This is a genomic window from Vibrio sp. Y20_XG_PY13 (assembly GCF_024181925.1).
Classification (GTDB): domain Bacteria; phylum Pseudomonadota; class Gammaproteobacteria; order Enterobacterales; family Vibrionaceae; genus Vibrio; species Vibrio parahaemolyticus.
Window position 1 is genome coordinate 199,492 of record NZ_JAMZAL010000005.1, and the last position, 20,210, is coordinate 219,701.

Sequence of the window (20,210 nt, forward strand, 5' to 3'; positions counted from 1 at the left end):
ATTGAGTTTATTGAGCTAAACCTAACTTAGGTCAAATTAGCTATTCATAATTCTTCATAAAATGCGGGCACCTTTTCCTTCTCTATGATTGTGAGCATATGGAACTCTTGTGTCCTGCGGGTAACCTGCCTGCGCTAAAAACCGCGATTGATTGCGGTGCAGATGCCGTGTACATCGGCTTCAAAGACGATACCAACGCGCGTCACTTTGCTGGTTTGAACTTCAACGGTAAAAAACTAGAAAAGGCCGTGCAATATGTGCATGACCACAACAAAAAGATCCACGTTGCACTCAATACCTTTGCTCATCCAAACGGTTTTGAACGCTGGACGAACGCCGTCGATAACGCAGCGGCATTGGGCGTAGATGCACTGATTGTCGCTGACATTGCTGTTCTTGAGTACGCTGCTCGCAAATACCCTGAGCTTGAGCTACACCTTTCCGTGCAAGCTTCTGCTACCAACGTAGCTGCAATTGATTTCTACAAGCAAAACTTCAACGTTAAACGTGTGGTATTGCCTCGTGTGTTGTCCATTCATCAGGTGAAACAACTGTCGCGTAACATCACCAGTGATGTCGAGCTGGAAGTATTTGCGTTTGGCAGTCTGTGCATCATGTCTGAAGGTCGTTGTTACTTGTCGTCTTACATGACGGGTGAATCACCAAATACGGTCGGAGCCTGCTCTCCAGCGAAATACGTGCGCTGGCAAGAAACTGAACAAGGCTTGGAGTCTCGATTAAACAACATTTTGATCGACCGTTACTGCGCGGGTGAAAACGCAGGCTATCCAACGCTTTGTAAAGGCCGCTTTGAAGCTGAAATTGAAGGCGAGAAAAAACGTTACCACGCGCTGGAAGAACCAACCAGTTTAAATACTCTCTCTATGCTTCCTGAACTGTTTGCAGCAAACGTAGCGTCGGTAAAAATTGAAGGCCGTCAACGCAGCCCTGCCTATGTCGAGCAAGTTACTCGCACTTGGCGCGCAGCAATTGATCGTTACCAAGCAAACCCAGAAGCTTACCAAGTCGAAACAGCTTGGGATGCCGCACTGGCGAACGTTTCTGAAGGTACGCAAACCACGCTGGGTGCATACCACCGTAAATGGCAGTAGAGGTTAAGATGGAAAATTCAATGAAATACGCACTTGGCCCACTGCTGTACTTCTGGCCAAAACAAGATATCGAAGCATTTTACTTACAAGCGAAAGAAAGCTCGGCAGACATTATCTACTTGGGTGAAACCGTTTGTTCAAAACGTCGCGAGATGAAACCTGCTCATTGGTTCGATATTGCCAAAGACCTGTCGGCATCCGGTAAGCAAGTGGTGCTTTCCACCATGGCATTGTTGGAAGCACCAAGCGAAGTCAATATCATGAAGAAGTATATCGATAATGGTGACTTTGCGATTGAAGCAAATGACGTGTCCGCGGTTCAACTGGCGTCTGAACACAAAGTCCCATTTGTTGTTGGCCCAGCAATTAACACTTACAACGCACACACCTTGAACCTGTTTTTAAAACAAGGGATGACTCGTTGGTGTATGCCGGTTGAGCTATCTCGTGAATGGCTAAGCGATACTCTGACACAATGTGAAGACTTAGGGATTCGCAACAAATTCGAAGTCGAAGTCTTTAGCCACGGCTATTTGCCATTAGCCTACTCGGCTCGCTGCTTCACGGCGCGTGCAGAAAATAAAGCGAAGGATGATTGCGTAACTTGCTGCATCAAATACCCAACCGGTATCCAAGTAAGTAGCCAAGAGGGACAAGAAGTCTTCAACTTGAATGGCATCCAAACGCAATCGGGCTACTGTTACAACCTGATCAACGATCTACCAAGCATGCAAGGACTCGTTGATGTCGTTCGCTTGAGTCCATTAGGCGTAAGTACCTTCTCAGAATTGGATCGCTTCCGTTCTAACGAGCAAGGCTCAGACCCAGACAAACTATCAAGCCGCCAATGCAACGGTTACTGGCATCAATTGGCTGGCTTAGAAGTGAAGAACATTTAACTCTTCCGACAAAGTAAAAAGCGAGGCACTAGCCTCGCTTTTCTGCTACCAACTTAAGACGCTTGGATGCTCGGTTCTACTGGCCTATCCACCATCAACTTTTTGATATCACGCCAAAGCATACTCATCACAACCAGACTTAACGCAATGTTGGATAGCGGGAATGCAATCCAAATGCCTGTCACACCCAACAGTTTTGGCATGATGAACAAGAACGGCAGTTGAATAAGCATATTACCTACCGTCACAAACATCGCCTTACTGCCTTTGTTGACCGATTGATAGTAAGCCCCTGCTACCACTAAGAAACCATCCAGAAACAGTGCGAACATGTGGAGACGAATTCCCACCACAGCACTTTCGATAAGCTGCTGATCCGCGTCATTAAAGACGGATACGAGCTGGTAAGGGAAAAGGTTCATCAATACCACGAACACAACACCACCTAAAACCGATGCCCCCATAGCAATTTGTAGCAACTTACGAATGTTATCTTGATTTCGTGCGCCATGGTTGTAGCTCACCAAAGGCTGCATACCATTGGCAATGCCTTCCGCCACGAGGTAATATACCGTCACAATATAACCTAAAATGGCGTAAGCGCCGATCAAAAGCGGGCTGCCGTATTGTGCGAATAACGCGTTGTGCAGAGCTACCATCGTAGATCCATAAGCGTACATAAAAAAGCTGGATGTCCCGATAAGCACAATTTTAGGAATAGCATCCAATTGCACTTTCAACTCTCTAAATGTTAGACGTAACTTCGCTTTAGAAGAGAAGAAGTAGCCCACACCTAGCACGGTGACAACCATCTGTGCCAATGCGGTCGCAATAGCCGCTCCTGTTAGCTCCCAATTCATCCAAGCAATGAAAACATAGTCCAACACAATGTTAATGATTGCACCTATCACCATCAAAATTGTGGCTAAGTTAGGGCTGTTGTCGTTACGTAGCAAGAATGGAACCGCAATAGAGCCAAGTGAAAAAATACACGCGACGATTAGTATCTGGAGATATTGCAAGCCCAACTCATACACTCGCCCCTGAGCGCCTTGCCAACGAATAAAGTCATCAGCAAAGAAAAACAGAATCGTTGCGACAATAGGCATCAAGGCCAACAAAAATAGCAAGCCTGTGGTTAAGACCCGTTTCGCACCTTGTTGATCTTGCTCTCCTTGCTTGATGGAAGTCAGGGCTCCCGTTCCCACACCAACCATCATCCCTATTCCCAGAATGCTACCAATCACTGGCCAAGCAACATTGATGCCCGCCAATCCGTCAGCGCCAACGTAACGGCCAATAAAAATACCGTCGACGACTTGGTACAGCCCATTGACCAACATGGCTGCGACAGTTGGAATGGTATATTTCCAAAACTGTTTATAAATGGAGTTTTGCATGATTCTCACCAATAGTTAGCAAAGCTAACTAAATAGTTAAATAAATGAATTTTTGAATTAATTTCCAAGCGCTTTATTGAGTAGCGACTGCAATTGTTTGGCTTCTTGTTCGTTTAGCTTTAGCATCATTTGATCCGAAATATCCTTATAAACAATTTGTTCTAAAGACATTTTTTCAGCGACCTCTTCCGTCAATAAGACACGCTTTGCGCGAGCATCTTCATTGCAAGCAATACGCTTCACTAACCCTTTCTTTTCTAAACGCACCACCATATTGGAGGCAGAAGGTTTGGTTACCTGTAACTCGTCGGCAAGATCAGTAATACGAACGCCTTCAGGAAACACCTGAATTACGCGTAAGTAATCAAATTCGTTAAAGCTAAGATGAGACAATGGATCTTCTTTAGCGTAAACACGCCAAGCTTTGGCGCAAAAACGCTCCAAATCGATCAAACTCTCTTCTAAAGCCATAAAGATTCACCAATTAGTTAGCAAGGCTAACTATTCTAAAGCGAGTTATCTCAATCATCAAGCGTAAAAAAGCCGCTTATGGAAGCGGCTTTATCATTATTGCTGTTCTTGTTGCTCGGCGGCTTTTAGCTTGGCCAACCTATCTTGCTGAAGTTGGTCATAAATTTGTGCTAACTCCAAGAAAGAGTAACGATGCTCAACGTACTCGTACACATTCAACGAAATGGCGAGCTTATACAACGAAATCGCGCTGGCGATGTCACCTTCCAATTGATGACGTTTACCGAGATAAAAATAGGTTTCAGTCAATCGCTGAGCAAGGCGATAGTTTTCTCGCGTCCCATCCATAATCGCAGCAAGAGCCGCTTCATCAGAAACATCGCGTAGCATAAGAGCGACTAACACCCAACCCCATTCTTCACTGCGATCTTGTTGGTAACGCTGCTGAAGGTTTGCTTTTGCTTGCTCAGGGTTTTGATCCGCTTCAATGATGTATAACCACAATGCGCGAAATGGATCGCTTGGCATCTCTTGATAATGCTTGGTCATATCTTCCAAGGCCAAATCAATACGACCGCCGTAGTATAGCGCTATCGCCCGATTACGCTCTGCGTAAGAGTTATCTGGTGCAAGTTCGAGTGTTGAATCAAATGCTTCGTATGCCGCATCAAACTCTCCAACCTGAGTAAAGTAAACGCCGAGAAGATTAAATATATCTGGCTGAGCTGGGTTCAACTGCAATGATTGGTTGAAATCCAAACGAGCAAGGTCACGCAAGCCAACACTGTCGTAGTAATTACCACGTTCATAGTGCATTTTGGCACGCACTTCATCGCTGAGATCAGGGCGCTGCAGTAGTTGTGATAAACGCGCAATTTGAACTTCTTGTTGAACGCTCGGTTGTAAAGGCACAGCCATTGGTGGATAAAGCCACTTCAGAGCTGAATGCTGAGAAGTATTTGCACAACCGGTCAGCGCGATAGCAACACATAAACTTGCGGTTTGAAACCATTTCACTAATTGATACTCCTGTTTGGACCGCCTTGGGTCTGTTTCCTTAATGCACTATAGGATAAATAACCTCATTTGAGGTCAAACTCCTCGAAACAGGCCAAAAAAAAGGGAGCGAAAATGCTCCCCTTTATAGCATGCTTTCAGGCTCTTAAGCTAATAAAAGACCGAAAGGCGAGTTTCAGATTACTCTTCTTTCGCTGCTGGTGCTTCTGCCGCTGCTTCTTCAGCAGGCTTCTCTACCGCTTCTTTCATGCTTAGACGAACACGGCCTTGACGGTCGATTTCAAGAACTTTAACTTGAACTTCTTGACCTTCAGTTAGGTAGTCAGACACTTTCTCAACGCGTTTTTCAGCGATTTGAGAAATGTGCACTAGACCATCTTTACCTGGTAGAACCGTTACAAACGCACCAAAGTCAGCTAGACGAGCCACTTTACCAGTGTAGATACGGCCTACTTCAACTTCAGCAGTGATCTCTTCGATACGGCGGATAGCTTCTTTCGCTGCTGCACCTTCAGTTGCTGCAATCTTGATTGTACCGTCGTCTTCGATTTCGATAGTTGTACCAGTCTCTTCAGTTAGAGCACGGATAACTGCACCACCTTTACCGATAACGTCTTTGATCTTCTCTGCGCTGATCTTCATTGTGTGGATACGCGGAGCGAACTCAGAGATATCGTCACGAGCACCAGCAAGCGCTTCATCCATTACAGATAGGATGTGCTTACGTGCGCCTTGTGCTTGGTTAAGCGCAATTTGCATGATCTCTTTAGTGATACCTTCGATCTTGATGTCCATTTGAAGTGCAGTAACACCAGTGCTAGTACCTGCTACTTTAAAGTCCATGTCACCTAGGTGGTCTTCGTCGCCAAGGATGTCAGAAAGAACAACAAAGTCATCGCCTTCTTTCACAAGACCCATCGCGATACCCGCAACAGATGCTTTGATTGGCACACCAGCATCCATAAGTGCTAGAGATGTACCACATACAGAAGCCATTGAAGATGAACCGTTAGATTCCGTGATTTCTGATACAACGCGAACTGTGTATGGGAACTCGTCAACAGATGGCATTACAGCTGCAATACCACGCTTAGCCAGTTTACCGTGGCCGATTTCACGACGCTTAGGAGAACCTACGAAACCAGTCTCACCCACACAGTATGGAGGGAAGTTGTAGTGTAGTAGGAAGTGATCTTTACGCTCACCAGTTAGCTCATCGATGATTTGTGCATCACGTTGAGTACCTAGAGTCGCAGTAACTAGGGCCTGAGTTTCACCACGAGTGAACAGTGCAGAGCCGTGTGTACGTGGAAGAACACCAGTGCGTACGTCTAGCGCACGAACCATGTCTTTCTCACGACCATCGATACGAGGGTTACCCGCGATGATGCTACGACGTACAACAGTCTTCTCTAGATCGTGGAAGATTGTGTGGATTTCTTTAGTATCCGCTTCAGGATCTTGAGCAAGTAGTGCTTCGTTTACTTCTGCTGCAATCTCATGGATGCGGTCGTAACGAGCCATTTTCTCAGTGATTTGGTAAGCCTCAACAAGCTTAGCTTCAGCAAGTTCAGCAATCTTAGTCTTAAGTGCTGTATTTTCTTCTGGAGCAACCCAATCCCAAGCTGGAGTCGCAACTTCAGCTTTGAACTCGTTGATAGCGTTGATTACAACTTGTTGTTGATCGTGACCGAATACAACTGCTGCTAGCATTTCTTCTTCAGTTAGGTTGTCAGCTTCTGACTCAACCATTAGTACCGCAGACTCTGTACCTGCAACCACTAGATCTAGACGCGATGCGTTTAGCTCAGTTTGGCTAGGGTTAAGAACTAGCTGACCATCGATGTGACCAACACGTGCTGCACCGATAGGACCATTGAATGGAATACCAGAGATAGCAAGAGCCGCAGATGTACCAATCATTGTTGGGATATCTGGTTGAACGTCTGGGTTTACAGATACAACCGTTGCAATAACTTGCACTTCATTTTTGAACGCGTCCGGGAATAGTGGACGGATTGGACGGTCAATTAGACGAGCTGTTAGCGTTTCGCCTTCAGATGGACGACCTTCACGTTTGAAGAAGCCACCTGGGATCTTACCTGCAGCGTAAGTACGCTCTTGGTAGTTTACAGTTAGTGGGAAGAAATCTTGACCCGCTACTGCTTCTTTTTTACCAACAACTGAAACGAATACTGCTGTATCGTCCATTGTAACCATAACTGCTGCTGTAGCTTGACGTGCGATAACGCCAGTTTCTAGAGTAACCGTGTGGTTACCGTACTGGAACGTTTTAACAACTGGTTTTTCGAACATTGTTATTCCTTGTTTCTAAGCGCACCGATAAATAGCCGCTTAGGTGTGTTAATAAACACTCAAGGCATTACGAATCGCGACTAGTGAAAAGAAACTTACCTAAATTTCTTTTTAATAGCCGCGACCTTTTGGTCGACGAGGTTGACTGTAATGCTATGAGTTTAATAAAAATCTAATATACCAGACTAAACAGCGACTAATCACTCAGCTAGAACGGTATCAAAAGATTAAGCCACCAGTATTATAACGGCTTAAGGATGATTTGGCTAAGCTATAGCAGTCAAAAAATAAATTAGGGGCAACAAAAAAGGGGCATAAAGCCCCTTTTTTGACAAACTGCTATGCAGTCGCTGATTAGCGACGTAGGCCTAGACGCTTGATTAGGTCTTGGTAGCGAGCTAGATCTTTACCTTTTAGGTAATCTAGAAGCTTACGACGGCGAGAAACCATACGTAGAAGACCACGACGGCTGTGGTGATCGCCTTTGTGAGCTTTGAAGTGACCTTGTAGGTGGTTGATAGAAGCTGTAAGTAGAGCTACTTGAACTTCTGGTGAACCAGTGTCGCCTTCAGATTGTGCGTATTCTGCAACGATTGCTGCTTTAGTTTCTGCATTCAGAGACATAATTCTCTCCTAATAAGAGTAAGTTAATGTTTGTGCCAGCCAATCTCTGATTCAGCCGACACGAGAAGCGCGAATTATAAGGAAGTTTGCTTATAGGCGCAATATAAAAATACCGGCTTAAATGCCGGTATTTTTCAAGTGAGATAGAGATTACTCTTCGTCGCGGAAAACGACTAAACGTTTTGGTGCGATCTTACCATCATCGTTCATTTCACCAACGCCGATAAACAAACGCTCTTCGCCCATAGTCAGGCGCAGAGGCCCCTTCTCTGGTGCACCTAATACTTGAACCGGTTGGCCATGCTGAACCATATCCGCTAATTCAGGAATTAGGTTTACTTCTGGTAAGTCTTCAACTGCAGTGTCCATTGGCATAAGCAGTGGATCGAGCAACTCGCGAGGAGCGATTTCTTCACGATGAGCTTGCTCAAGTAGCTCATTAAGCTGCTCAAGAGTCACCATTTTCTCGTAAGGGTACTTGGCTACAGCTGTGCGGCGCAGCATCGTTACGTGAGCACCACAACCGAGCATTTCGCCCAAGTCATCGACGATAGTACGAATGTAAGTGCCTTTTGAACAGTGCACCTCCATCTCAACTTCATCACCTTCAAAACGGTGAAGAATGATTTCGTATACCGTAATTTTACGAGACTCACGTGGAACTTCGATACCTTTACGAGCGTACTCGTACAGAGGTTTGCCTTGGTATTTCAAAGCAGAAAACATCGAAGGCACTTGGTCAGATTCGCCACGGAACTTCTCAATACACGCTTCTAGTTTCTCGAGAGTCACATCTACTGGACGCGTTTCAACCACTTCACCATCAGAGTCTGAAGTGTTAGTACGTTCGCCAAGTTTCGCGATCACGCGATAGCGTTTGTCTGAATCCAGTAGGAACTGAGAAAACTTGGTTGCTTCACCTAAACAGATCGGCAACATACCCGTCGCTAGAGGGTCCAACGCACCAGTGTGACCCGCTTTCTCAGCAAAGTAGATTCGCTTTACTTTTTGCAGTGCATCATTGGAAGAGATACCTGTTGGTTTATCCAACAAGATAACACCATTAATTGGACGACCTTTACGACGACGAGCCATTATTCTTCGTCCTCACGGCCAGAGTTCTTTTGCTTCTGCTTGTCTGAGTTAACCACTTCGGTTACTAGGTTAGACATACGCATACCTTCTACGAGCGTGTTGTCGTAGTAGAAGCGGATTTCTGGAGTTAGACGCAGACGAATACGCTTACCAAGCATCATGCGAATGTGAACTTCATGCTCACGTAGTGCCGCTAGGCATGATTCTGGTGTTTGCTCACCTACACATAGGAAAGTCACGAACACTTTTGCGTAAGCAAGGTCACGAGAGACTTCTACGTCTGAGATCGTCACCATGCCAAGGCGAGAGTCACGAACTTCACGTTGAAGGATCATTGCTAATTCTTTTTGCAGCTGCTGTGCAACACGCTGCGTGCGGCTAAATTCTTTTGACATATCTTTTCTCTTATATAGAAAGAATGGGGGGTTGGTCAAAGCCAGCCCCCCATGGTGTATTCAACAACCAATTACTACTTATCTATCAAAGATAATATGAGTAATTTTAGTCAATTAGTCTAGAGTACGTTGAATTTCAACGATTTCGAATACTTCGATTTGGTCACCAACGCGAACGTCATTGTAGTTCTTAACGCCGATACCACATTCGTAGCCATTCTTAACTTCTTGAACGTCATCTTTAAAGCGACGTAGTGACTCTAGTTCACCTTCGTAAATAACAACGTTATCACGTAGAACACGGATAGGGTTGTTGCGCTTAATTAGACCTTCAGTAACCATACAGCCAGCGATTGCGCCCAGTTTCGGTGACTTAAACACGTCACGAACTTCAGCAAGACCAATGATCTCTTGCTTGAATTCTGGAGCAAGCATACCGCCCATTGCCTGTTTCACTTCGTCAATCAATTGGTAAATGATTGAGTAGTAACGTAGGTCAACTGCTGCGGCTTCAACTGCACGACGAGCAGATGCATCAGCACGTACGTTAAAGCCAAGAATGATTGCGTTTGAAGCTTCTGCTAGTACTACGTCAGTCTCAGTAATACCACCAACACCAGAACCAACGATGTTCACTTTCACTTCGTCAGTCGATAGTTTCAATAGTGAGTCTGCGATAGCTTCTACAGAACCTTGAACGTCAGCTTTAAGAACAACGTTAAGTTCGGCAACTTCACCGGCAGTCATGTTAGAGAACATGTTCTCTAGTTTAGATTTCTGCTGACGAGCAAGTTTCACTTCACGGAACTTACCAGCACGGTAGTTAGCAACTTCACGCGCTTTACGTTCATCACGTACTACAGTAGCTTCGTCACCTGAAGCTGGCACACCTGAAAGACCAAGGATCTCTACAGGAATAGATGGACCTGCTTCTGTGATTTCTTGACCTAGTTCGTCGCGCATTGCACGAACACGGCCGTACTCTTGACCACAAAGTACGATGTCGCCTTTATGTAGCGTACCAGATTGAACTAGTACTGTAGCAACTGGACCACGACCTTTATCAAGACGAGATTCAACTACCACACCAGACGCCATACCTTCTTTCACAGCTGTAAGTTCTAGAACTTCAGATTGAAGAAGGATTGCTTCTAGAAGGCCATCAATGTTTGTACCCTGTTTTGCAGAGATGTGAACGAACATGTTCTCACCGCCCCATTCTTCAGGGATTACGTCGTATTGAGCTAGCTCATTCTTAACGTTGTCTGGGTTCGCATCTTCTTTATCGATCTTGTTCACAGCAACAATCAAAGGAACACCTGCCGCTTTCGCGTGTTGGATCGCTTCTACTGTTTGTGGCATTACGCCATCATCTGCTGCAACTACAAGAACAACGATATCTGTCGCTTGAGCACCACGAGCACGCATAGCAGTAAACGCCGCGTGTCCAGGAGTATCAAGGAACGTGATCATACCGTTTTCAGTTTCAACGTGGTAAGCACCGATGTGCTGTGTAATACCACCCGCTTCGCCTGAAGCAACGTGTGTACGACGGATGTAGTCAAGTGTTGACGTTTTACCGTGGTCAACGTGACCCATGATAGTAACAACTGGAGCACGAGGTACTGATTCGGCATTAGTATCGCGGTCAGATAGTACTGCTTCTTCCAGTTCGTTCTCTTTACGAAGAACAACTTTGTGACCCATTTCTTCAGCAACAAGCTGTGCTGTTTCTTGGTCGATCACTTGGTTGATAGTCGCCATAGCGCCCATCTTCATCATCACTTTGATAACTTCTGTCGCTTTAACCGACATCTTGTTAGCAAGTTCTGAAAGAACAATTGTTTCGCCAATCACAACATCTTGCTTAGCAACAGTCGCCGACTTATCAAAGCCGTGCTGCATTGATGTTGGTTTAGCTAGCTTACCTTTACGGCCGCCTTTACCGCCACGTTGGCTACGACCGCTATTGCGTGCCTGCTCGTCTTTAGTCGAAGGTTTTTTCTTCTTCTTATTACGACGACCGGCTTCTTCTTTGCGATCTGCTTCATCTTCGGCTTCACGTGCGTATTGTGAAGTCGTTACATGGTAATCTGTATCTTCCATATCACCCTTTTTCTCTTCTGCAGCAGACCAACGCTCTTTATTCTTTTCAGCCAATTCGCGAGCTTCCTCAAGCTTGCGCTGACTTTCCTCTTCAGCCTTACGCTTAGCTTCTTCTTCCTGACGACGTTTAAGCTCGTCGGCCTCTTTTCGCGCTGCTTCTTGCTTAATTTTCTCTTCAGCATCACGTTTTGCTTTTTCTTCAGCATTACGTTGTGCATTCGTATCTGCGTCGCGCTTCGCTTTTTCTTCAGCTTCGCGTTTCGCTTTTTCTTCCGCTTCACGTTTTACAGCATCTTCAGCTTCACGTTTTGCAGCTTCTTCAGCTTCACGCTTAGCAGTTTCCTCTGCTAAGCGTTTTGCTGCTTCTTCTGCTTCACGTTTTGCTACTTCTTCTGCTTCACGCTTAGCTTCATCTTCAATTGTGCTACGCTTCACGTATGTACGTTTTTTGCGCACCTCAACCTGAACATTCTTACTCTTACCACCACCCGCATTCACACTAAGTGTACTACGAGTTTTACGCTGAAGCGTTAGGCGAGTCGGCTCTGCATCACCAGATTTATCACCGTGTTCTTTCTTTAGATGAGAGAGAAGCTTTTGCTTCTCTTCATCAGTTACATTGTCAGAGCTCGCCTTTTTCATGCCAGCGTCAGCAAGTTGTTCAATCAAGCGGTCGACTGGCGTACCAATCTCATCACTCAGTGCTTTAACTGTTAATTGTGTCATGCCGCTTTCCTCCTTGCCGAAATTATGCTTCTTCGCCGAACCAACAGATGTTACGTGCGGCCATAATTAGCTCGCCTGCACGTTCTTCGGTCAGGCCTTCGATACCTTCTAAATCGTCAATGCCTTGGTCAGCTAGATCTTCCAGTGTCGCTACACCTTTAGCTGCCAGTTTGAATGCCATTTCGCGCTCTAGACCTTCAAGACCTAGTAGATCGTCTGCAGGTTCTAGACCTTCAAAAGATTCTTCTTGTGCTAATGCAATTGTTGTTAGCGCGTCTTTCGCACGACCACGTAGCTCTTCTACAAGCTCTTCGTTTAGGCCGTCGATTTCTAGAAGCTCGTTAACTGGAACGTATGCGATTTCTTCTAGAGTAGAGAAGCCTTCTTCAACAAGCAGCTGAGCAAAGTCTTCTTCGATGTCTAGGTACTTCATGAAGTTTTCGATAGACGCTTGTGATTCTTCAGCGTGTTTCTTCTGAAGATCTGCAACTGTCATTACGTTTAGTTCCCAACCCGTTAGCTGAGATGCTAAACGTACGTTCTGACCGTTACGACCGATAGCCTGTGCTAGGTTGTCGGCTTCAACTGCAATGTCCATTGAGTGTGCATCTTCATCCACGATGATAGAAGCTACGTCTGCTGGAGCCATTGCGTTGATAACGAATTGCGCTGGGTTATCATCCCAAAGCACGATATCGATACGCTCACCACCAAGCTCACCAGAAACAGCTTGTACACGTGCGCCACGCATACCAACACACGCACCAACAGGGTCAATACGTTTGTCATTTGTTTTCACTGCGATCTTAGCGCGAGAACCAGGATCACGAGCAGCGCCTTTCAGTTCGATGATTTCTTCAGCGATCTCAGGAACTTCTACACGGAATAGTTCTTCAAGCATTTCAGGCTTAGAACGAGTGATAAACAATTGGAAACCACGCGCTTCTGGAGCAACTTTGTACAGAAGACCACGTACACGGTCACCTGGACGGAAGTTTTCACGAGGAAGTTGGTCATCACGTAGGATTACAGCTTCTGCGTTGTTACCTAAGTCAAGAACGATTGTGTCGCGGTTTACCTTCTTAACAACACCAGTGATTAGATCACCTTCGTTGTCGATAAACTGCTCAACGATTTGTGCACGTTCAGCTTCACGAACTTTTTGTACAATAACTTGCTTAGCCGTTTGAGTCGTAATACGGTCAAACGTTACTGATTCGATTTCATCTTCTACGTAATCGCCTAGCTCAACTGAATCATCTTCATATTGAGCAGCTTCTAGAGAGATCTCTTTCGTTGGGCTTTCTACTTGGTCAACAACCAACCAACGACGGTAAGTTACAAACTCACCAGTTTTACGGTCAATAGCAACACGAACGTCGATTTCGATTTCGTACTTTTTCTTTGTAGAAGTTGCTAGAGCAATCTCAAGAGCTTCAAAGATACGCTCACGAGGTACCGCTTTTTCGTTCGATACCGCTTCTGCTACCGCTAAAATTTCTTTACTCATTGTATTTAGCCTCTAAGCTTAAACTTTTTTAGGGACCTAAAATTTAGGGATCAGGTTAGCTTTTGAAATGTTACTTAAAGCAAACTCTTCTTGCTGACCTTCAACAGTAACTGTCACTGTTTCGCCATCCACGCCGTGGATAATACCTTTCCACTTACGACGGTTTGCTACAGCCATTTTCAAAACGATGCTGACCTCGTGACCAATAAATTGCTCGTAATGTGCTGCTTTGAATAGTGGTCTTTCTAAACCTGGAGAAGACACTTCTAGGCTGTAAGCAACAGAAATTGGATCTTCAACGTCTAACACTGCACTTACTTGGTGGCTAACTTCTGCACAGTCGTCCACGTTAATACCATTTTCATGGTCGATGTAGATGCGTAACGTTGAGTGCGCGCCAGCACGAATGAATTCTAATCCAACTAACTCATAGCCTGATGCCTCTACTGGCGCTTCAAGCATTTCAGTAAGTTGTCTTTCTAAACCAGTCATTTAAACCACTCCAGAAACAAAAAAAGGGCTCAGAGCCCAATCAAAAAACCAAGCAGTGACCTGAGTCATTTAAAAAACTCAGATAACAAAAAACCCCGATAGTCGGGGTTTTATGCTGCTGGACCCTGATACGTTAAGAATAGTCAAAATTACTTTTCTTAACTCGTAGTGTGGTTAGCACTACGCAAACTTGCCAATCTGCCACTTCTTTATTCAAAGAAGGAGATTGGTTGCGGGGGCCGGATTTGAACCGACGACCTTCGGGTTATGAGCCCGACGAGCTACCAAGCTGCTCCACCCCGCGTCCGACTTGCTGAGCATTATACTCGCAAACAAGTGATTTACAAGTTTGTAAATACATGGTGCCGAGAGAGGGACTCGAACCCTCACACCTAAGGCACTAGCACCTCATGCTAGCGTGTCTACCAATTTCACCATCTCGGCACAAAACCTTACAGCTTATTGAGGAATTTCATCACCAGTAGGTGCTGGAACTTCACTCGCTGCGTCTTTAACTTGTTCAACTACTGGTTGACCTAATGTTGGGTCTACCCATTGAGACTCGGTCTTGTGTGTAGACATACGACCAAGTAGCAAGCTAACGACAAAAAATACGGTTGCTAAAATAGCAGTTGTTCGGGTTAAGAAATTACCTGAGCCACTAGCACCAAACACTGTGTTTGAAGCACCAGCACCGAACGAGGCTCCCATATCTGCGCCTTTACCTTGTTGAATCAACACAAGGCCAATCACACCAAGCGCTGCCAACAGGTAAATCACAAGTAGAACTGAAAACATTTTTTCCACCTATGTTCCAAATTGTTGAGCCAGCGCCGTTCAATATCGAAACATCGTTAATGAACAAGGCTAGCGACCTCCTAACGGGAGGCGGAGCAATACTAGCGAAAGCAAGTAACGCTGACAAGGGAAAATTAGTAAAAAATCAATGCTGGCGGGTTAAGCGCTCAAAAAAAGGGCAAAACTTGCCCTTTTCTTTCTTTAAATACGTTAAAGCAATGATTAACAACTTGCTTTTACTGCATCCGCAATCTTAAGCGCTGAGCTTTGAACAAGCTCGGCATCTTCACCTTCTACCATTACGCGAATCAAAGGCTCTGTACCTGATTTACGTAGTAAAACGCGACCTTTATCGCCTAGTTCAGCTTCAACTTCTTCTACAGCAGCCAATACTGCTTGCGCTTCTAGAGGGTTGTTTTCACCAGCGAAACGTACATTTTCTAAAACTTGTGGGTAAAGCGTCATGCCTTGCGACAAGTCGTGCAGTGACATGTCACTACCAACAACAGAAGCAAGCACTTGTAGAGCTGCAACAATCGCGTCTCCCGTTGTTACTTTATCTAGCAAGATAACGTGACCAGAGTTTTCGGCACCGATCTTCCAGCCTTTAGCCAGCAATTGCTCCATTACATAGCGGTCACCGACAGCAGCACGAACAAATGGAATACCTAATTGCTTCAGGCCATTTTCCATACCTAGGTTAGTCATCAATGTACCAACCACGCCACCTTTTAGTTCACCACGACGCAGAGCATCACGTGCGATGATGTAAGCAATTTGGTCACCATCGACTTTATTACCTAAATGGTCAACCATGATGATACGGTCGCCGTCACCATCAAATGCAAGACCAAGATGAGCTTGCTCTTCTACAACGCGTTTTTGTAGCGCGCGAACGTCTGTAGCACCGACTTCTTCATTGATGTTGATACCATTTGGCTCAACACCCATCGCGATTACATCTGCACCAAGTTCTTTGAAGACATTTGGAGCAATATGGTAGGTAGCACCATGAGCGCAATCAACGACGATCTTTAAGTTAGAGAGACTGAGTGTCGATGGGAATGTGCTTTTACAGAACTCGATGTAACGACCTGCAGCATCATTTAAACGAGTCGCTTTGCCCAATTCAGAAGACTCAACACATTCAATGTCTTTGTCCAATTCAGCTTCGATAGCAAGCTCGATATCATCAGGCAATTTTGTGCCCTCAGATGAGAAGAATTTAATACCGTTGTCGTAATATGGGTTATGCGATGCAGAAATCACAATGCCCGCTTCTGCGCGGAAAGTTTGCGTTAAGTAGGCGACAGCAGGTGTCGGCATTGGACCTGTAAAGGTTGCTTTCAGACCTGCGGCAGCAAGACCTGCTTCTAGTGCAGATTCAAGCATGTAGCCAGAGATACGAGTATCTTTACCAATAATAACTTTCTTTGTGCCTTGTTTTGCTAGTACACGACCAGCAGCCCAGCCAAGCTTAAGTACGAAGTCTGGAGTGATTGGGTACTGTCCAACTTTACCACGTACACCGTCCGTACCAAAGTAACGTCTTTTATTCGACATAAACTTACCTTTATTATTTTTAAATATTGTTTTGCGTCATTTCGACAATTTTCATTGCTTCAATAGTTTCTTCAAAATCATGAACACGAATGATCTGCGCGCCTTTCATGGCAGCAATCGTGGCACAAACCACACTGGCGTTAGTGCAATCTGCTGCTGGCTTATCAAGCAGCTTGAAAATCATTGATTTACGAGACATGCCCGCCAAGATAGGCAGACCAAACTCATGAAACTTCTCGAGATGAGCGAGCATATGATAATTGTGTTCAATGGTTTTGCCAAAGCCAAAACCAGGATCGAGGATAAGTTGAGACTTATTGATACCTACAGCTTCACAAGCAGCTATGCGCTCTTCCAGAAACTGAGCGACGTCATCCATCAAGTTCTCGTACTGAGGGCTTTCCTGCATAGTTCTAGGTTGCCCCTTCATATGCATTAAGCAAACAGGTAGTTTTGATGCAGCCGCAACTTGAAGTGCACCAGGCTCTTGTAACGCACGGATATCGTTAATTAGATCCGCACCAACAGCGATAGCCTGACGCATTACTTCTGCTTTACTGGTATCGACAGAGATCCATACATCGTATTTTTCTCGGATGGCCTTAACAACAGGAACAACGCGTTGCAGCTCTTCTTCTAGAGAGACATCTGGCGCACCAGGGCGTGTGGACTCACCACCGACATCAATGATGCTAACCCCTGCTGTAATCATTTTTTCGACCTGAGCAAGAGCAAGTTCGAGAGAATTGAATTTACCACCATCAGAAAATGAATCAGGGGTAACATTAAGAATCGCCATTACATGTGGACGAGAAAGGTCGAGAGATTTGTTATTTGCTGTAATAATCATAATAAATACAAAAACCCCGAGCTAACTCGGGGTTTATTATTATCAACACTCTTTATTCAGAGTCTTTCTTTTCTGGAACTTCACTTGAAGCAGAATCTTGAGAAGTAACTTGCTCTGCGGCATTCGCAGAATCCGTTGCTTTCTCTTCCTCTTTCACTTCAGGCGTTGCTTGAGGCTTATCGTCATCCTTTGGCTTATTCATTGGGTTATCACCCCAGCCTGCTGGCTCACGAATTTCCGCTTTACGTTCCATGAGATCATCAATTTGGCGAGCATCAATGGTTTCATACTTCATTAGCGCATCTTTCATCGCATGCATGATGTCCATGTTGTCTTCCAAAATCTTTTTCGCACGGTCGTAGTTGCGGTCGATGATTTGACGAACCTCATCATCGATCAGCTTAGCGGTATCATCAGACATGTGTTTAGTCTGCGTTACGCTACGACCAAGGAATACTTCACCTTCATCTTCTGCATAAAGTAGAGGGCCAAGTTTTTCAGAGAAGCCCCATTGTGTCACCATCTTACGAGCAATATCTGTCGCACGTTCAATGTCGTTGGAAGCACCTGTCGATACTTTTTCAGGACCGTAAATTAGTTCTTCAGCAAGACGACCGCCATACAGGCTTGAAATCATAGATTCTAAGTGCTGACGAGACATACTTACGCGGTCTTGTTCTGGCAAGTACATCGTTACACCAAGTGCACGACCACGTGGAATGATAGACACTTTGTACACAGGATCATGCTCAGGTACTAAACGGCCAACAATCGCGTGACCAGCTTCATGGTACGCCGTTGACTCTTTGGTCTCTTCTGACATCACCATAGAACGGCGCTCTGCACCCATCATGATTTTGTCTTTCGCTAGCTCAAACTCAACCATAGAGACATTGCGTTTATTGCCACGTGCAGCAAATAGCGCAGCTTCGTTAACTAAGTTTGCTAGGTCAGCACCAGAGAAACCTGGCGTACCACGAGCGATTAGAGAAGGCTCTACGTCACCAGCTAATGGCACTTTGCGCATGTGTACTTTTAGAATCTGTTCACGACCGCGTACATCAGGAAGACCTACAACTACTTGACGGTCAAAACGACCCGGACGTAGCAATGCAGGGTCTAATACGTCTGGGCGGTTGGTCGCAGCAATAACGATAATACCTTCGTTGCCCTCAAAACCATCCATTTCTACTAGCATTTGGTTCAGTGTTTGCTCACGTTCATCGTGACCACCACCTACACCAGCACCACGCTGACGACCTACAGCATCGATTTCATCGATAAAGATAATACAAGGCGCGGCTTTCTTCGCTTGCTCGAACATGTCACGTACACGAGATGCACCAACACCAACGAACATTTCTACGAAATCGGAACCTGAAATAGTAAAGAACGGTACTTTTGCCTCACCTGCGATAGCTTTTGCAAGTAACGTTTTACCCGTACCTGGAGGACCAACCATTAAAACACCAGTTGGAATCTTACCACCCAGTTTTTGGAAACGGCTTGGATCACGTAGGTAATCAACAAGTTCTTTTACGTCTTCTTTTGCTTCGTCACAGCCTGCAACATCAGCGAAAGTGGTTTTGATTTGTTCTTCGCTCATCATTCGAGCTTTACTCTTACCGAAAGACATAGCGCCTTTACCGCCGCCGCCTTGCATTTGACGCATGAAGAAAATCCACACACCAATCAGTAAGATCATTGGAAACCAAGAAATGAAAATTGTGCCAAGCAAGCTTTGCTCTTCAGGAGGCGTTCCTTGCACTTTCACGTTTTGGTTAATTAGGTCATCTAGAAGCTTCTGATCATACACAGGCATGTAAGTGACCATTTTGGCACCGCCGCCACGACGAACAAAGCTAATTTCACCGTCTTTAAAAGTTGCTTCTTGAATCTGGCCTTGGCCAACTTCCTGTACAAACGTGGTGTAATCCACGGTTCTGCCATTGCTTTCTCCAGGGCCAAAGCTCTGGAATACCGACATCAATACGACAGCGATAACAAGCCACAGAATTAAATTTTTTGCCATGTCACTCAAGGTGTAAGCCTCTCGATAACTAATTGTAATTAAAGGTAGGGTACTACAGTTCACTCACTGTAGCTATAGTGTTAACACGCTCCCGAAAGAGCAAAATAGTTAACCTTTGTAACCAGTGGCTACAACAAAGACTTCTCGGGAGCGCGCTCGCGATGAGTCTGGTTTTCTGATTTTTACGACTTTAAACATGTCTCGGACTTCTTTCACGTATTGATCGAAGCCTTCACCCTGGAAAACCTTTACGACAAAGCTACCATTAGGCGCTAGAACTTGTCGACACATATCTAAAGCCAATTCAACTAAATACATTGCGCGTGGTTGATCGACAGAGTTGTTACCTGCAATGTTCGGCGCCATATCAGACATTACAACATCAACCATTGATGGTTGAATTCTATCAAGCAACGCCTCTAACACGGCATCGTCTCGGAAGTCACCTTGCAAGAAACTTACACCAGCTATTGGATCCATAGGAAGTAAATCACAAGCAATAATCTGACCACTATCTCCTACTATTTTAGCAGCATATTGAGACCATCCACCCGGAGCAGCACCTAAATCGACCACTGTCATGCCAGGTTTTAACAACTTATCTTTTGTTTGGATTTCATCAATCTTGAAGTACGCACGTGAACGATATCCTTTTTTACGGGCTTCATTCGCGTATTTATCATCAAAGTGTTCTTTCAACCAACGACCAGAACTAGCCGAATGTTTTTGTTTACTCATTTTAATCCCAACAAGGCGCAAATAGGAGCTATTGTTTTAATAGGCACAACCTATTACTCAATAAAT

Annotated in this window: 17 protein-coding genes and 2 tRNA genes; 2 read left to right on the forward strand and 17 right to left on the reverse strand. The window is 45.1% G+C overall.

Annotated features, from left to right (window positions below; all coding sequences use genetic code 11):
- The first annotated feature begins 98 nt into the window (after positions 1–98).
- Both NL646_RS14040 and NL646_RS14045 read left to right on the forward strand, forming a co-directional pair.
- Positions 99–1,112 carry a peptidase U32 family protein gene (locus NL646_RS14040; RefSeq protein ID WP_069502781.1) on the forward strand — a complete coding sequence of 338 codons (1,014 nt, stop codon included), beginning with the start codon at positions 99–101 and terminating at the stop codon, positions 1,110–1,112.
- 20 nt (positions 1,113–1,132) lie between these two features.
- Positions 1,133–2,011 (forward strand): U32 family peptidase, encoded by an 879-nt coding sequence (locus NL646_RS14045; RefSeq protein ID WP_253664346.1) that lies wholly within the window; start codon positions 1,133–1,135, stop codon positions 2,009–2,011.
- Positions 2,012–2,064: 53 nt separating this feature from the next.
- On the opposite strand, the gene vmrA is transcribed toward NL646_RS14045, so the two are convergent.
- The 17 genes from vmrA to rlmE all read right to left on the reverse strand — a co-directional run bounded on the left by vmrA (position 2,065) and on the right by rlmE (position 20,144).
- Positions 2,065–3,411: a sodium-coupled multidrug efflux MATE transporter VmrA gene (gene vmrA, locus NL646_RS14050; protein WP_021449991.1), complete on the reverse strand. Its 1,347-nt coding sequence runs from the start codon at positions 3,409–3,411 to the stop codon at positions 2,065–2,067.
- Positions 3,412–3,468: 57 nt separating this feature from the next.
- On the reverse strand, positions 3,469–3,882 hold the full coding sequence (locus NL646_RS14055) for a MarR family winged helix-turn-helix transcriptional regulator (protein ID WP_024702430.1): 414 nt from the start codon (positions 3,880–3,882) through the stop codon (positions 3,469–3,471).
- A gap of 96 nt (positions 3,883–3,978) precedes the next feature.
- Complete coding sequence (nlpI, locus tag NL646_RS14060) at positions 3,979–4,899, reverse strand: lipoprotein NlpI (RefSeq protein WP_005481586.1); 921 nt, start codon at positions 4,897–4,899, stop codon at positions 3,979–3,981.
- Between the two features lie 180 nt (positions 4,900–5,079).
- On the reverse strand, positions 5,080–7,215 hold the full coding sequence (gene pnp / locus NL646_RS14065) for a polyribonucleotide nucleotidyltransferase (protein WP_005456067.1): 2,136 nt from the start codon (positions 7,213–7,215) through the stop codon (positions 5,080–5,082).
- A gap of 354 nt (positions 7,216–7,569) precedes the next feature.
- Entirely contained in the window at positions 7,570–7,839 is a 270-nt protein-coding gene (gene rpsO / locus NL646_RS14070; protein WP_005456110.1) for a 30S ribosomal protein S15, read from the reverse strand.
- 150 nt (positions 7,840–7,989) lie between these two features.
- Positions 7,990–8,934, reverse strand: coding sequence for a tRNA pseudouridine(55) synthase TruB (truB, locus tag NL646_RS14075; RefSeq protein WP_069533850.1), 945 nt, complete (start codon positions 8,932–8,934; stop codon positions 7,990–7,992).
- Positions 8,934–9,329: a 30S ribosome-binding factor RbfA gene (gene rbfA, locus NL646_RS14080; RefSeq protein WP_005456060.1), complete on the reverse strand. Its 396-nt coding sequence runs from the start codon at positions 9,327–9,329 to the stop codon at positions 8,934–8,936. Before rbfA ends, truB begins: the two co-directional genes overlap by 1 nt.
- Before the next feature lie 114 nt (positions 9,330–9,443).
- Positions 9,444–12,161 carry a translation initiation factor IF-2 gene (infB, locus tag NL646_RS14085; RefSeq protein WP_025509227.1) on the reverse strand — a complete coding sequence of 906 codons (2,718 nt, stop codon included), beginning with the start codon at positions 12,159–12,161 and terminating at the stop codon, positions 9,444–9,446.
- A gap of 22 nt (positions 12,162–12,183) precedes the next feature.
- The gene (gene nusA / locus NL646_RS14090; RefSeq protein WP_005456069.1) at positions 12,184–13,671 is read right to left on the reverse strand and encodes a transcription termination factor NusA; all 1,488 of its coding nucleotides are present in this window, start codon (positions 13,669–13,671) and stop codon (positions 12,184–12,186) included.
- A gap of 36 nt (positions 13,672–13,707) precedes the next feature.
- Entirely contained in the window at positions 13,708–14,163 is a 456-nt protein-coding gene (rimP, locus tag NL646_RS14095; protein WP_005456065.1) for a ribosome maturation factor RimP, read from the reverse strand.
- 227 nt (positions 14,164–14,390) lie between these two features.
- Positions 14,391–14,467 (reverse strand) — tRNA-Met (locus NL646_RS14100).
- 56 nt (positions 14,468–14,523) lie between these two features.
- Positions 14,524–14,607, reverse strand: a tRNA-Leu gene (locus NL646_RS14105).
- A gap of 15 nt (positions 14,608–14,622) precedes the next feature.
- Positions 14,623–14,961 (reverse strand): preprotein translocase subunit SecG, encoded by a 339-nt coding sequence (secG, locus tag NL646_RS14110; protein WP_005481580.1) that lies wholly within the window; start codon positions 14,959–14,961, stop codon positions 14,623–14,625.
- 222 nt (positions 14,962–15,183) lie between these two features.
- Positions 15,184–16,524, reverse strand: coding sequence for a phosphoglucosamine mutase (glmM, locus tag NL646_RS14115; RefSeq protein ID WP_005481562.1), 1,341 nt, complete (start codon positions 16,522–16,524; stop codon positions 15,184–15,186).
- A gap of 19 nt (positions 16,525–16,543) precedes the next feature.
- Positions 16,544–17,374 (reverse strand): dihydropteroate synthase, encoded by an 831-nt coding sequence (gene folP, locus NL646_RS14120; protein ID WP_005481601.1) that lies wholly within the window; start codon positions 17,372–17,374, stop codon positions 16,544–16,546.
- Positions 17,375–17,426: 52 nt separating this feature from the next.
- On the reverse strand, positions 17,427–19,406 hold the full coding sequence (gene ftsH, locus NL646_RS14125; protein ID WP_017447709.1) for an ATP-dependent zinc metalloprotease FtsH: 1,980 nt from the start codon (positions 19,404–19,406) through the stop codon (positions 17,427–17,429).
- A gap of 108 nt (positions 19,407–19,514) precedes the next feature.
- Positions 19,515–20,144 (reverse strand): 23S rRNA (uridine(2552)-2'-O)-methyltransferase RlmE, encoded by a 630-nt coding sequence (gene rlmE, locus NL646_RS14130; RefSeq protein WP_005494062.1) that lies wholly within the window; start codon positions 20,142–20,144, stop codon positions 19,515–19,517.
- Positions 20,145–20,210: the final 66 nt, after the last annotated feature.

Coding starts and splice junctions, on each gene's coding strand:
- glmM (WP_005481562.1), bottom strand. CDS start 16,524: ATGTCGAATAAAAGACGTTACTTTGGTACGGACGGTGTACGTGGTAAA.
- pnp (WP_005456067.1), bottom strand. CDS start 7,215: ATGTTCGAAAAACCAGTTGTTAAAACGTTCCAGTACGGTAACCACACG.
- rbfA (WP_005456060.1), bottom strand. CDS start 9,329: ATGTCAAAAGAATTTAGCCGCACGCAGCGTGTTGCACAGCAGCTGCAA.
- infB (WP_025509227.1), bottom strand. CDS start 12,161: ATGACACAATTAACAGTTAAAGCACTGAGTGATGAGATTGGTACGCCA.
- NL646_RS14040 (WP_069502781.1), top strand. CDS start 99: ATGGAACTCTTGTGTCCTGCGGGTAACCTGCCTGCGCTAAAAACCGCG.
- vmrA (WP_021449991.1), bottom strand. CDS start 3,411: ATGCAAAACTCCATTTATAAACAGTTTTGGAAATATACCATTCCAACT.
- rimP (WP_005456065.1), bottom strand. CDS start 14,163: ATGACTGGTTTAGAAAGACAACTTACTGAAATGCTTGAAGCGCCAGTA.
- ftsH (WP_017447709.1), bottom strand. CDS start 19,406: ATGGCAAAAAATTTAATTCTGTGGCTTGTTATCGCTGTCGTATTGATG.
- NL646_RS14045 (WP_253664346.1), top strand. CDS start 1,133: ATGAAATACGCACTTGGCCCACTGCTGTACTTCTGGCCAAAACAAGAT.
- folP (WP_005481601.1), bottom strand. CDS start 17,374: ATGATTATTACAGCAAATAACAAATCTCTCGACCTTTCTCGTCCACAT.
- secG (WP_005481580.1), bottom strand. CDS start 14,961: ATGTTTTCAGTTCTACTTGTGATTTACCTGTTGGCAGCGCTTGGTGTG.
- truB (WP_069533850.1), bottom strand. CDS start 8,934: ATGGCTCGTCGTCGTAAAGGTCGTCCAATTAATGGTGTTATCTTGTTG.
- NL646_RS14055 (WP_024702430.1), bottom strand. CDS start 3,882: ATGGCTTTAGAAGAGAGTTTGATCGATTTGGAGCGTTTTTGCGCCAAA.
- rpsO (WP_005456110.1), bottom strand. CDS start 7,839: ATGTCTCTGAATGCAGAAACTAAAGCAGCAATCGTTGCAGAATACGCA.
- rlmE (WP_005494062.1), bottom strand. CDS start 20,144: ATGAGTAAACAAAAACATTCGGCTAGTTCTGGTCGTTGGTTGAAAGAA.
- nusA (WP_005456069.1), bottom strand. CDS start 13,671: ATGAGTAAAGAAATTTTAGCGGTAGCAGAAGCGGTATCGAACGAAAAA.